At 72.1% G+C, this 13184-nt stretch carries 12 protein-coding genes; 1 reads left to right on the top strand and 11 read right to left on the bottom strand.

Features of this window, described 5'->3' with window-relative positions; all coding sequences use genetic code 11:
* Positions 1-7: 7 nt before the first annotated feature.
* From ACVJO7_RS31825 to ACVJO7_RS31850, 6 genes are all read right to left on the bottom strand, one after another.
* Positions 8-1168 (bottom strand): acyl-CoA dehydrogenase family protein, encoded by a 1161-nt coding sequence (locus ACVJO7_RS31825; protein ID WP_491676020.1) that lies wholly within the window; start codon positions 1166-1168, stop codon positions 8-10.
* Positions 1169-1175: 7 nt separating this feature from the next.
* Positions 1176-2450, bottom strand: coding sequence for an FAD-dependent oxidoreductase (locus tag ACVJO7_RS31830; protein ID WP_491676021.1), 1275 nt, complete (start codon positions 2448-2450; stop codon positions 1176-1178).
* Positions 2450-3577, bottom strand: a complete 1128-nt coding sequence (locus ACVJO7_RS31835) for an alpha/beta fold hydrolase (RefSeq protein WP_491676022.1) — start codon at positions 3575-3577, stop codon at positions 2450-2452. Before ACVJO7_RS31835 ends, ACVJO7_RS31830 begins: the two co-directional genes overlap by 1 nt.
* A 10-nt stretch (positions 3578-3587) precedes the next feature.
* Positions 3588-4097 (bottom strand): VOC family protein, encoded by a 510-nt coding sequence (locus ACVJO7_RS31840; protein ID WP_491676023.1) that lies wholly within the window; start codon positions 4095-4097, stop codon positions 3588-3590.
* A 196-nt stretch (positions 4098-4293) separates the two neighbouring features.
* Positions 4294-5394 (bottom strand): zinc-binding dehydrogenase, encoded by a 1101-nt coding sequence (locus ACVJO7_RS31845; protein ID WP_491676024.1) that lies wholly within the window; start codon positions 5392-5394, stop codon positions 4294-4296.
* Positions 5391-6920: an aldehyde dehydrogenase family protein gene (locus tag ACVJO7_RS31850; RefSeq protein ID WP_491676025.1), complete on the bottom strand. Its 1530-nt coding sequence runs from the start codon at positions 6918-6920 to the stop codon at positions 5391-5393. Before ACVJO7_RS31850 ends, ACVJO7_RS31845 begins: the two co-directional genes overlap by 4 nt.
* 193 nt (positions 6921-7113) lie before the next feature.
* Here ACVJO7_RS31850 and ACVJO7_RS31855 point away from each other — a divergent pair, with 193 nt between their 5' ends.
* A complete protein-coding gene (locus tag ACVJO7_RS31855) occupies positions 7114-8115 on the top strand; it encodes an aldo/keto reductase (RefSeq protein ID WP_491676026.1) in 1002 nt (333 codons plus the stop codon).
* A 47-nt stretch (positions 8116-8162) separates the two neighbouring features.
* On the opposite strand, the gene ACVJO7_RS31860 is transcribed toward ACVJO7_RS31855, so the two are convergent.
* Genes ACVJO7_RS31860 through ACVJO7_RS31880 form a run of 5 tightly spaced genes read right to left on the bottom strand, consistent with a single transcriptional unit; the run spans position 8163 to position 13083 of the window.
* Positions 8163-9056: a CoA transferase subunit A gene (locus tag ACVJO7_RS31860; protein ID WP_085915950.1), complete on the bottom strand. Its 894-nt coding sequence runs from the start codon at positions 9054-9056 to the stop codon at positions 8163-8165.
* A complete protein-coding gene (locus ACVJO7_RS31865; RefSeq protein ID WP_491676027.1) occupies positions 9053-10648 on the bottom strand; it encodes a class I adenylate-forming enzyme family protein in 1596 nt (531 codons plus the stop codon). The genes ACVJO7_RS31860 and ACVJO7_RS31865 overlap by 4 nt, the downstream gene beginning before the upstream one ends.
* A 28-nt stretch (positions 10649-10676) precedes the next feature.
* Complete coding sequence (locus ACVJO7_RS31870) at positions 10677-11450, bottom strand: alpha/beta fold hydrolase (RefSeq protein ID WP_491676028.1); 774 nt, start codon at positions 11448-11450, stop codon at positions 10677-10679.
* On the bottom strand, positions 11447-12286 hold the full coding sequence (locus ACVJO7_RS31875; RefSeq protein WP_491676029.1) for an alpha/beta fold hydrolase: 840 nt from the start codon (positions 12284-12286) through the stop codon (positions 11447-11449). The genes ACVJO7_RS31870 and ACVJO7_RS31875 overlap by 4 nt, the downstream gene beginning before the upstream one ends.
* On the bottom strand, positions 12283-13083 hold the full coding sequence (locus ACVJO7_RS31880) for a CoA-transferase subunit beta (RefSeq protein ID WP_085915953.1): 801 nt from the start codon (positions 13081-13083) through the stop codon (positions 12283-12285). The genes ACVJO7_RS31875 and ACVJO7_RS31880 overlap by 4 nt, the downstream gene beginning before the upstream one ends.
* Positions 13084-13184: the final 101 nt, after the last annotated feature.

Consider the following 13184-nt stretch of genomic DNA (forward strand, 5'->3'; position numbering starts at 1 on the left):
CGGACTCTCATGGGTGGGCAAGGTGGCCTCCGATCCGGGAGTGCCCGCGAAGGAGGTCGCGGGAGATGATCATTCGTTGCATCTCGTCGGTGCCCTCGAAGATCCGCATCACGCGTACCGACCGGTACCACCACTCCAGTGGGAGCTCCCTGGTGTAGCCCAGGCCGCCGTGGATCTGGAGTGCACGATCCACCACCCGGCTCACCATCCCGGTGCAGTACAGCTTGGCGAGGGCCGCGGCGTGCCGGGCGTCGGCCCCCCGGTCGGCGTCCCACGCCGCCCGCAGTGCCAGCCAGCGGCCGGCTTCCAGCTCGGTCTCGGAGTCGGCGAGCATCCAGCCGATGCCCTGGTTGGAGCCGATCGTCCGGCCGAAGGTCTCCCGGGTGTTCGCGTAGCTCACGGCCATCTGCAGGCATCGGGTCGCGATCCCGACGCACTGCGCGGCGATCGTGTGCCTGCCCTTGCCGATCCAGCGCATCGCCAGCTCGAAGCCCGTGCCGACCTCGCCGAGGACCGCTGAGTCCGGCACCCGGACGTCGTCGAAGAAGAGCGTCGCCGGCTCGTGCCAGCTGCCCATCGTGGGGATCGGGCTCGAGGTCCATCCCTGCTCGCGGTCGATCAGGAACGCGGTGATCCCCGGTTCGGCGACGGCGAAGACGATGGCGTAGTCGGCCTCGTGGCCACCGGTGATGAAGGTCTTCTGGCCGTTGATCAGCCAGTCGGCGCCGTCCCGGCGGGCGGTGGTGCTGATCGCCCGGGCGTCGGAGCCCGCGCCCGGCTCGGTCAGCGCGAAGCAGCCGCGCCGCACGCCCTCGATGGTGGGGCGCAGGTAGGCCTCCTGCTGGGCGGGCGTGGCGCCGAACAGGATGTTGTCCGCGGCCCCGCCGAACCGGAACGGCACGCAGGTCGTCGCCAGCTCCGTGGTGACCAGCGACTGCAGCATCGCCGGAAGGCCCATCCCGCCCCACTCGGCAGGGGTGGCGAGCCCCCAGAACCCGAACTCGTGGGCCTTGCGCTGCAACTCGGCCAGCTCGTCGTGCGGCAGGCCGGGCTCGCCGGAGCGCTCGCGCCGCAGGAACTCCGGCTCGCGCGGCAACAGCTCACGTTGCACGAACCGGCGGACGGTGTCCCGGATGTCGCGATCCTCGACAGTGAGTGCGAAGTCCATCGGAGGATCAGGTCCCGTTCCGGGCAGGCAGGTCGTAGGCCCGCGCGTTGGAGATCATCGCCGCGTCCATCATCCAGGCCTTCGCCCGCTGCGGATCCGCGGCGATGTCGGACATCTGCTGCTGGAAGCGGCGCCGCTGGTGCTCGTCCGACTCGGCCAGCGCGGTCGTGGTCCGGTGGGTGATCTCCTGGACCGTCTCCACCGCAGCCTTGCGCCGCCGGGTGGCCCACAGGTCCAGCACGCTTTCGTCGAGCTCGCCGCGGAGGTGGCCGGTGAGCTGCACGGACAGGTCGAACGCGTCGTGGATCCCGCTGTTCAGGCCCATCCCGCCCATCGGGCTGTTGATGTGCGCCGCATCGCCGAGCAGCAGCACCCGGCCGTGCCGGAAGCTGTCCACCACCCGCTGGTGCACCGCATAGGTCTTGCGTTCGAGCAGCACCAGATCGGGCTGGTCGCCGAGCAGCGTCCGCAGCCGCTGCCCGACGTAGGAGTCGGAGACGGCCTCCTCGCTGCTCACCTCCGGCGGCACCGAGACGACCACCCGCCACACGTCCGGCACCCGCAGCACCAGCAGATGCTCCACCGGGTCGGAGATGTAGTTGACGTCACAGATCCCCGGCAGCAGCGTGTCGATCGGGTAGTCGATGGACAGCACCAGATAGCGGTGCTCGTAGGTGAGCCCCTCGAACGGGCAGTCGAGCACCTTGCGGACTGTGCTGCGGGCCCCGTCGGTCGCCAGCGCCCAGCGAGCGGTGCTCCGGTGCGGCCCGGACTGCAGCACCACGTGGTCGCCGGCGTCGCGCAGGTCGCTGATCCCGCGGCCCATCCGGATGGTCACATCGGGATGCTCGGCGGCGAGTGTGTCCCGCAGGATCTGGGTGTACTTGTACTGCTCGAGCTGCAGCCGGAACGGGTACTCGGTCTCGTCGCCGAGCGCACCGAAGTCGAACTCGGCGATCAACCCGTCCGTCCGGTCCCGGACCTGGTAGCGCGGTGCGATCAGTCCGGCGGCGAGCATCGCGTCCGCGATGCCCAGGTGCCGGGCGATCTCGACGGTCGGCGGGTGGAACGTCGACGCCCGCCACTCGGTGCTGAGCTCGGGCTCGGACTCGAAGACGGTGACCCCGATCCCGGCCCTGGCCAGCGCCAGCGCCGCGGTCAGCCCGACCGGCCCCGCACCGACGACGGCCACCTCGGTGTCGGTATCCGTGCCGCTGCCGCTGCCGCTGCCGCTGCCGGTGCTGCTGCCGGTGCCGCTCGCGCGCCCCCGTGCGGTGCTCATCAGGTACTCCACTCGACGATGTGGTCGCACATGCGTGCGGCCAGCTCGGGGGTGCCCTGGAAGTAGTGGTCCGCGCCGGCGATCTCGACCAGCTCACGCCGGTCGTGCCGGACCGCGTCGTACATCCCACGGGCGTGGCTGGGGAATGCGGCACAGTCGGCGGAGCCGTAGACCACCATCACGGGTGCGCTCACCCCGCGCAGTCGCTGGTAGGCGTTCGCCCGGCTGTGCGTGTGGCTCCACTGGCTGAGCCAGGACCGCAGGCTGGTCAGGTGCCCCAGCGATGCCGGCTGGGTGTTGGCGGTCCACGGATCGCCCCACAACGTTCCGGCGCGGCGGTCCGACGGATCCAGCGTGAGATCGGTGAACCGCAGGTCGGCCGCCGTCCCGTGGACGACGAACGGCAGGTCGTCCGGGCCCGGGCGGTCCAGCTTCGTGAGCTCGGTGAGCCGCTCGAACGCCCACCCGGAGATCCGCTCGTTGCGGGCGATCTGCGCGGCCCGGTAGCGCTGCACGAACTCCGCCGGGTACGGCGGCCCGTGCTGAGGGTCGAACATGTCCAGCCCGGGGTCCCGGCCGAACGGGTCCTGTTCTTCGACGATCGCGGGATCGAGTCCCTCGGTGTACACGGTCGCCCGCCCCGGGTGGGCCATCGCCATGACCAACCGGTCGGCCGGGATCAGCCCGGCGCCGGCGAGATCGACCGGGTCGCCGGCCGGTGTCTCGGTGATCGTCGGGTTCTCGGCCTGCTCCTGGTACAGCGCGGCCAATCCGCCGCCACCGGAGTTGCCGACCAGCACGATCTCGGAGTACCCGAGCCGGTGCAGGTGCGCGATCGCGGCACCGATGTCCAGAACGCAGTTCTCCATGATCAGTGCGGAGTCGTTCCCGACGTAACGGGTGCACAGGCCGACCGCGGCGACGCCGCGTTCGGCGAGATCGGACAGTGCGTAGTGGCCGAGGAAGTTCGACGCCGGGTGCACGATCAGCACGGCGGTGGTCGGGGTGCGGCGGTCGTCCCGCCAGAGGGTGGCCCAGATCTTGCCGCTGAGCCTGGCCACGCCGGAGTTGATGTCCAGACGTTGCCCGGCGGGCATCGGGATTCCGAGCAGTTCGCGGATCAGCACGTGCGGCCCCTCACCCGCGCTGGTTCCAGGCGTGCAGGTTGGCAGCCCCCTCGTGGGCGTCCTGCTCGGTGAGCTCGCGGGTCTGCAGGGTGAGCTCGATCCGGATGCCGTTGGGATCGAAGACGTAGAGCGACTCCCAGACGCCGTCGTGATCGACGATCCCGTTGACCTCGACCCCCTCGGTCTCGAAGTGCGTCTTCCAGGCCAGCAGCTCCTCCATCGAGTCGATGTTGAGCGCGAGGTGCCGGATCCAGGACGGCACCGCGTCCGGTTCGTACGCGGGCAGGCCGTCGACCTCGAAGAACGCGATCGCGCTGCCGTCGCCGAGCCCGAAGAAGGTGTGCAGGAACGGGGTCTTCGCCCCGCTGGAGGGCACCTCCTCCTGCCGGATCGCGGCGATCAGCGGGCACCGCAGTACCCGTGTGTAGAAGTCGTGCGTCCGTTGCGAGTCCCACGTCGGGTACGCGATGTGGTTCAGCGAGCGCGGGGCCTGCAGTTCCGAGGCGACGGTGTCGGCCATGATGCCTCTTCTCGATTATTGGACAGTGAGTCCGGTATCCGTACGGATAGTGCGGCCTGAAAAGGGGTGTTGTCAACCGATCACCCGCGGGCGGCGACACAACGGCCGGCCCTCTGTGGGCAGGGGTCGGCGGCGCCACCGGAGGTCGTCCGGTGGCGCCGCTCGTTGCCCGCCGGGCCGGGCGGATGTCAGCAGGTCACGGGGTGACGACGCTGCGCAGGGCGCGTCCGGCGAGCAGCTCGTCGAAGCCGCTCTGGGCGTCGGCCAGCGAGTAGCTGCCGGTGAGATAGCGCTCGAGCGGCAGCTCGCCGTCCAGGTAGCGGCGCGCGAGCATCGGCAGGTCGCGGTGCGCGTCGCAGTCGCCCCAGATCGACACCCGCAGCGAACCGCCGGTCAGGAACAGCTCGCGCAGGCCCAGCTCGACGGTGTCGCCGACCTTCGGTGCGCCCACCACCACCAGCCGGGAGCCCACCGCCCGGACCTTCAGTGCCAGGTCGAGCGTGCGCGGACCGCCGACCGCGTCGAGCACCACGTCGGCGCCGCGGCCCCCGGTGATCCGGCGGACCGCCTCCACCGGGTCGGCGGCCCCGGCGTCCACCGTGTGCGTCGCCCCGAACGCGGTCGCCGGCTCCAGCTTCCCGGCCTGCACGTCGAGCGCGATGATCCGCTCGGCCCCCGCTGCGGAGGCCCCGGCGACGGCGGCCAGGCCGACCGCGCCGCAGCCGATCACCACCACGTCGTCGGACGGCCCGACCTCGGCGGTGTGCACCGCGGCGCCGTAGCCGCTCGGCACGCCGCAGCCCAGCAGCGCGGCGATCTCCGGCGGCACCCGCGGGTCGATCGGGACCACGTTGGCCGCCGGCACGATCGTCCGCTCGGCCAACCCGCCGACACCGAGTACCGGGGTGCCCGACACGCCGTCGGCGAGCGGGATCGGCGGGCGGCGCAGGAGCCGGGCCGCGCACCGGGTGGGATGCCCGGCCGTGCAGTGCCTGCACCGGCCGCAGGCCACCATCGGGGCGACCACGACGGTGTCCCCGATCCCGAGGCCGGCCCCGATGCCGTCCCCGGCCTGTGGGCCGAGTGCCGCGATCCGGCCGGTGACCTCGTGGCCCACCACGTACGGGAAGTCGGTCCCCGAGGTGCCGTGCATGAAGTGCACGTCGCTGTGGCACAGCCCGCAGGCGGTCACCTCGATCGCCACCTCGTCGCGCACCGGATCGCGCAGCGGGACGGTCTCCACCGCGATCGGTTCGTGCGCCCGGCGGACGACGGCGGCGCGATAGGTGTCTGTCATCTCGGCTCCTCCGGTGCGGTGGCTGCGGCGGGTTCGGCGTACCAGCGATGTGCTGCCTGCGGTGCGGTGTCCACGACGACCGTCCGGAGCTCGGTGTAGGCCTCGTGGCCGATCCGGCCGAGCTCCCGGCCGACGCCGGACAGGCCGACGCCGCCGATCGGGGCGTCCGGGGCGAGCGCGCCGTAGGAGTTGATCCAGAAGTATCCGGCGCGGACCGCGCGCGCGGTGTGCAGCGCACGTTCGAGATCCCGGGTCCAGCACCCGCCGACCAGGCCGAACGGTGAGTCGTTGGCCAGCTCGACGGCGCGTTCGACGGTGTCGAAGCTCTGCACGGTGAGCACCGGCCCGAACGCCTCGTCCCGGATGATCGACGGCCCGGCGCCCGCCGGGGGATCGAAGTCCCGGAAGTCCAGCACGGTGGGCGCCAGGAAGGCACCGTCCGGGTGCACGTCGGCGGGTCTGCCGCCGCCTGCCCGTGCCGTGGCGCCCGCGGCGACGGCGTCGTCGATCATCCGCTGCACCCGTTGCTCCTGCTGCCGGGAGATCAGGCAACCCAGGTCGCTGGCCGGGTCGAACGGGTCGCCCACCCGGATCGCGCCGGCGATCCGGGCGATCCGCTCGGTCACCTCGTCGGCCACGGAGCTCTGCACCAGCAGCCGGGAGCCGGAGAAGCAGCGCTGCCCGGCGTTGCGGAAGATCCCGCCGACCGCGGCGTGCACCGCGGAGTCCAGGTCGGCGTCGGCGTAGACGATGTTGGCCGACTTGCCGCCCAGCTCCAGCAGGGTGCGCTTCATGCCGTCGGCGGCGTCCTGCATCACCTGCCGGCCGACCTCGGTGCTGCCGGTGAAGGAGACCATGGTGACGGCGGGATGGGTGACCAGTGCCCGGCCCACGTCGCCCGCTCCCTGCACGACCTGCAGCAGGCCGTCCGGCAGGCCGGCGGCGGAGAGCAACTCGGCCAGCGCCGGTGCGGCCAGCGGGCTCTGCTCGGGGGCCTTGAGTACGATCGCGTTGCCCGCGGCCAGCGCGGGGCCGGCCTTCTGCGCGGCGAACATCAGGGTCGCGTTGAACGGGATGATCGCGGCGACCAGGCCGACCGGATCGCGCAGGGTCAGCTTCAGGGTGCTGCCGTCGGCGGGCAGGGTGGAGCCCTCCAGGCCGGTCGCCCAGTTCGCGGCGCTGCGCAGGTGGGTGGCCGCGACCAGCACGTCGCCGCGCGCCTCGGCGAGGGTCTTGCCGTTGTCCAGGGTGATCAGCCGGACCAGCCGGTCGGCACCGGACTCCAGCAGGCCCGCCGCGTCGCGCAGGATGCGGGCCCGCTCGTGCGGGCCGGTCCGGGCCCAGCCGGGCTGTGCGGCGAGCGCACCGGCGATCGCGTCGTCGAGCAGCGCCGGGGCGGTGCCCGGCACCGTGGTGATCACGCTGCCGTCGCCCGGGTGCAGATCGGGGATCGGCGGGCCGCCGCCGTCGCGCAGCCGGCCGTCTATGTAGGTGTGCCGGTCGGGTACGGCCGGGTGCTCGGTCATCGGACCTCCTCTGGGCGGCGCCGGGCGCCGACGGCCCTGGCGGGGCGGCGCGGTCCGGTGCGAACGAGCGAGCGCTCTTACGTGGGAAGCGCTGCGACGCTACCATGCGATGCATTAGATATGGGACGTAAAGTCCGATAGTTGTTGACAGAGTTGTCGACACAGTTGTTGAGACAGCTGTTGAGGAGATCCCGTGGAGTACACCCATCTCGGCCGCAGCGGGCTGATCGTCAGCCGCCTGGTCCTGGGCACCGACAACTTCGGTACCCAGACCACCCCGGAGGACGCGGCGGCGATCATGGACCGGGCGCTGGACCTGGGGATCAACGTCATCGACACCGGTGACGTGTACGGCTGGCGCTTCGGCGAGGGGTACACCGAGCAGATCATCGGGACCTGGCTTGCCGGCGGTGCCGGGCGCCGGGACCGGACGGTGCTGGCCACCAAGCTCTACGGCCAGATGGCCGAGTGGCCGAACAACTCGGGCCTCTCCGCACTGCACATCCGGCGGGCCTGCGAGGCGTCGCTGCGCAGGCTCGGCGTGGACCACATCGACCTCTACCAGATGCACCACATCGACCGGACCACGCCGTGGGAGGAGATCTGGGAGGCGATGGACCTGCTCAAGACGCAGGGGAAGATCGTCTACGTGGGCTCCTCCAACCACCCCGGATGGCACATCGCCGCCGGTCAGGAGGCCGCCGCCCGCCGGGGCAGGCCCGGCCTGGTCAGCGAGCAGACCATCTACAACCTGCTCGAACGCACCGCGGAGCTGGAGGTGCTGCCCGCCTGTGCGCACTACGGCGTCGGCATGATGCCCTGGTCGCCGCTGGATGCCGGGCTGCTCGGCGGGATCCTCCGGAAGGAACGCGAGCAGACCATGGGCGGGCCGCTGCCCGGCGCCCGGATCGCCACCCACCGGGGCAAGCGGCTGGCCAAGCTGGATCGGCACCGCGACGCGGTGCAGGCCTACGAGGATCTCTGCGACGAGCTCGGCGCGAAGCCCGCCGACGTGGCCGTGGCCTGGCTGCTGGCCCGCCCCGGGGTCTCCGCGACGATCATCGGCCCGCGCACCGTCGATCAGCTCGTTGAGGCGACCGGCGCCTTCGACGTGCACCTCGGCGACGAGGTGCTGGCCCGGCTGGACGCGATCTTCCCCGGGCCGGGCCCCGCCCCGGAGGCCTACTCCTGGTGAGCCCGGCGGCATGGCCCCCTCCGGATCCCGGAAGGGGCCGTGCCGGCTCAGCGGAAGGTCTGGCGCAGGCCGAGCAGCCTGCCGACCCCGCGCTGCTCCAGGTACTCCGCGTGGTCCCGTACCCCGTGCACGTAGGTGTCGAGGTAGCCGGCGGTCTCGCCGGCGACCGCGCGATCCCGGTACTCGACGAGCTGTTCGCGGTCGTAGCCGTAGTGCCCCGGCGAGGACAGCGGATGCGCCCCGTACGGCGCGTGCGCCACCTTCTCCACGATCGCGCCGGGCATGGACACGATCCGCGGGTCCGGGGACGGCGCGTACTCGTCGAGCACCTCGTCGGTCGAGACGATGACGTGGTCGCTGGCCTTGGCCATCACGTCCTCGAACCGGCGCTGACCGAAGATCTGCACGTTGCCCTTGCGGTCGGAGACCTGCGCGTGGAACAGCCCGAAGTCCGCGCGCAGCGCGGGGATCGTGGTGACCGTCCGCCCGGTGTACGGGTCGGTGGTGGTCCGGATCATCGGGTTGACCTTGGGCAGGTCGGTGCCCTCGTAGAGCGGGGGGAGCGCGACGAACGGCAGCTTGCTCGCCCCGGCCCGGAAGCCGTAGACGACCCAGGCCTCGTCCGCCTCGATGATCTCGATCGACTTCTCCTGCGCGGCCCGGCGGAAGTTCGGGGCCAGCCCGAGGAACTCCAGCCCGACGTAGGACACGTGCAGCTTCCGCACGCAACCGGCCGCGATCAGCATGTCGACCGGTGCGCCGGCGCTGGGGGTGGGGATCAGCTCGAGATCGCGCACCCCGCGCCGGATCAGCGCGTTCACCAGTGCCATCGGGCTGTTGTGCGAGTGCACCCCGCCGAGGGCGATGGTGGCGCCGTCCCCGATGTCGGCGACCGCCTCCTCGGGGGTGGTCACCTTGCTCGTGCTCGCGTCCACGCTCACCGTCCGGACTCCTTCGTCGCGGTGCCGAGCAGGGCCAGGCCCGTGCCGCTCGACAGCTCAGCTCTTCTGATCTTGCCGCCCTCGTCCACCGGCAGGGAGTCGACGAACTCGACCTCCCGGGGACGCTTGTAGGCGGACAGCTGACCGGCACAGTGCTCGATCACCTGCTGTGCGGTCACCTCGCTGCCCTCGGTGCGCTGCACCAGGGCCTTCACCGACTCGCCGTACCGCTCGTCCGGCACCCCGAGCACCGCGGCCCGGTGCACCCCGGGGCAGCTCTGCAGCACCGCCTCCACCTCACCGGCGTAGACGTTCTGCGCCCCGGAGCGGATCACGCCCTGCGCCCGGTCGGCGAGATAGATGTAGCCGTGCTCGTCGCGCCAGGCCATGTCGCCCAGGCGCAGCCAGCCGTCCCGCAGCACCGCCCGGGTGGCCTCCGGCTGGCTCCAGTACCCGGAGAACACGCTCGCCGCTCGGATCCGCATCTCGCCGACCTCGCGCGGTGCGACCACCCGGTCATCGGCGTCGACCAGCTGTACCTCGGCGAACGCGGCGGGCCGGCCCACCGGCACGATCGAGGTCGGCCGGTCGGCGAGCAGCCGGTCGTGGTCGTCCGGGGTGAGCAGGGTGGCGAAACCGCCGGCCTCGGTGGCACCGAACGCGTGGTACAGCCGCACGTCGAGCGCCTCGACCAGGGAACGGATCAGGTTCCACGAGGTCGCCGCACCGCCGTAGCCGATCAGCGAGAGCGTCCGGGCGCGGCCCGCGGCGAGTCCCGGGAGCGCCGCGACCAGGTCGACCAGCATCGTCGGCACCAGGAACGCGTGTGTCACCCCGTACCGCTCGACGTCGTCGACGAAGGCCGCCGCGTCGAACCGCTTGCGCAGCAGCAACGGGACACCCAGGTAGGCGGTGGTGGTCACGAACGACGCACCGACCCCGAGGCTCAGCGGCATCGAGATCCAGGTGGGCCCGCCACGGGGGACGTCGACCTCGCACAGGTAGTTCGCGGTGCTGGCCAGCTGCTGGTCGTGGGTGGCCATGCAGCCCTTCGCCGCCCCGGTGGTGCCGCTGGTGTAGCGCAGCGAGCGCAGGTCGGCGCCGCTGAAGACGCTGACCCCACCGCACTCGCCGGGGACCGGCCCGTCGGCACCGGAGGCGACCAGCTCGTCGAAGGACTCGACGGGTACGTCCGTGTCGCCGGCGTCCACCGGGCCGACGGTGACGATCCGCCGGACCGCCGGGGCACCGGCGGCGGCCTCCACCGCGGTCGCCGAGTCGCAGATGACCACGGAGGCGCCGGAGTGCACCAGGATGCGGCGCATCTCGGTCGTGGTGAGCTTCGGGTTGACGCCGACGGTGACCAGGTTGGCCTTCCACAGGCCGTGGTAGGCGACGACGACCCGGTGGTCGTTGGCCAGGACGAGCGCGATCCGCTCCTGCTCGCGACAGCCGCGGTCGATCAACGCGTGCGCCAGCCGGTCGGTCGCGGTGTCCAGTTCGGACCAGGTCAGCTCGGCCTCATCGGTGATGACGGCCGGTCGGTCGGGGCGGCGTACCGCGTTCTGCCGCAGGAGGTTCTCGATGCGCATGGCGGCTCCGGATCGGTCAGGAGGGGGCTCAGGCGGGGAGTGCGTTCTCGATCAGGTCGACGACGAACGCCGGGTGCTCGACGTGCAGGTTGTGCCCGGCTCCCGGCACGACCTGCACCGGGTGCCCGAGCGTCGCGCTCATCTCGTCCGGCCGGACGCCCGGATCGGCACCGCCGCAGGCGAGCCGGACGGGCCCGGTCACCCGTGCAGCGACCCGGGCCAGTTCGCCGGCGTCGGCCGGCGGATCGGCGGCGGTCCGTCGGTCGACGGCGAGCTGGTAGCCGCCGTCGCAGGCCAGGACGCCGGTGTCCAGCAATGCGGTGTCCGCATCCGCGGAGATGCCGCTGACCAGTGCGAACCGGCTGCGTGCCGGCTCCGGAGCGGGGAAGACCCGGGGTGCGCGGGCGGCCCGGCCGGCGCGGGCGGCGAGCTCCTCCTCCGCCCAGCCGACCCGGACGGCGAGCACCGCGGCCGCGCCGACCTCGATCCCGTGTGTGCCGTCGGCCAGGCTCAGCGCGACCAGCCCGCCGAGCGAGTGCCCGACGACCAGGTCGATCCGTCGGCCAGGGGGTATCGCTCGCGCGACCGCCGCGGCGTAGTGCGCGTGGTGGTAGTCCGGCAGCCGGTCGGACCGGCCGTGGCCGGGCAGGTCGACGGTCAGCACCTCCCAGCGGGCGCGGCGCCGGGCGATCTCGGCGAGCGTCGGCGCCCAGACCGCGGCGGTGGCGCCGGCGCCGTGCAGCAGCAGTATCCGTGGCCCGGATCCACCGGTCCGTTCCAGGTGGACGCGGGGGCCGGTCACGTCGCGCCGTCCAGGAATCCGGTGACGGCCGCGGCGAACTCGGCGGGCCGTTCGATCTGCGGATAGTGCCCGGCACCGGGGACGGTGCACGCCCTGGCCTCCGGGATCCGACCGGCCAGCTCCTGCCAGGTGTCGTCCGGGACGAGCGCGTCGTGCTCGCCGCGGACGAGCTGCACCGGCAGCGTGATCGCACCGTAGTCCCGGCGCGGCGCCCGGACCTGTGGGCGCCCTTCGGTGCCGGACCGGGCGGGGGAACGCAGTGCGGTGGCGGCCCCGGTCTCCCAGGCGCCGGGCAGGGCGGCGATCTCGTGCCTGCGCCGGAGCAGGTCCTCGTCGTCGCGGTAGGCCGGATCGTGGAAGAGCACCGCCATCGACGGGCGCAGCCCGTCCAGGGTCCCGTCGAAGGTCTCCAGGACCTCCCGGCCCGCCGCGACCGGCGGTGCGAGCCCGATGCCTGCGGCGACCACGGTGCGCAGCGGCCACGCCGCCCGGTCCCGGGCGGCCATGTCCAGCAGCATCCGCGCGCTCAGCGACGTCCCGACGGCGTGCACCGCGTCCACGTCCAGGGTGCGCAGCAGCGCCGACACCTGCGCGATCATCAGCCTGCGCTGCCCGCCCGCGAAGTCGCGGATCTTGCTGCTGCGACCGAAGCCGACGAGATCCGGCGCCAGCACGCGGTACCGGCCGGACCAGTGCGGGATGCAGTCCGCCCAGGTCAGCTCGGCGGCTGCGCCGTACTCCCCGCCGTGCAGCAGGAGCAGGACGGGCCCGTCCCCCGCCTCGAGGTAGTGCGTGCGGATCCCGTCGGCGACGACGTAGCGGCTGTGCAGGGTCATCGACCACCGACCGCGCCGTACCGGCGGAGCACGCCGTCGGTGTCGACCTCGGTGCGCAGCAGGTGCAGGTCCTCGGCGCTCGGCGGCTCGACGACCTGCAGGTCGTCGGCTACCGGCAGGTCGAACCCGGTGGCCTCCTGCACCTGCTCGACGGTCGTCCACGGGTGCAGCCGCGCGAGGCGCATGTGCTTGGACTCCGGCTCGAAGTCGAACACCCCGAGCGGGGTGAAGACCCGCCGCGGCCCGGAGGACTCGGGCCGGAACACCTTGCTGCGCGAGTCGCCGCCGTCCAGCCAGCCGGCGCCGCTGACGAAGTCCACCCGGTCCACGAACACCCGCGGGGTGTGGTGCTCCGTGTAGATGAAGCTGGACTTGAAACCACCGGAGAAGACCAGCCCGATCGTTCCGGGCCCGCGCACCTTCGGGTTCTCCCAGTCGCCGATCATCGCCATGTTCAGGTTGCCGAACTTGTCGATCTGCAGGCCGCCGAGGAAGGCGAAGTCGAACCGGATGGCGGTCTCGAAGTCGACGACGTCGTCCAGGCTGTAGTGGTACTCGCTGGTGACCAGGTTCCGGTAGTCGGCCGAGGACTCGGTGAGCCGCCGGATCTTCGGGTTGGACGCCCCGCTGCCACCGCAGAAGAAGGTGAGGTTCGGGGCGTGGGTGAGTTGGGCCAGCCGCAGGCCGGCTGCGGGGATGTGCGACGCGGCGCCCACCGAGCCGAACTCACCGTCGCTCATCTCGTGGGCGATCGAGATGGCCATCATCTCGGCCCAGCTGTAGGTCTCGCCCGACACGGCGCCTCCCACTCTCCTGCGGCGGCAACCCTTGCACACCCGTGAGTTCACGATTAACGTACACTACGTCCGATTGTTGTTACAACACGCTGCGGATGGGG

Source organism: Pseudonocardia sp. DxW (assembly GCF_058448985.1).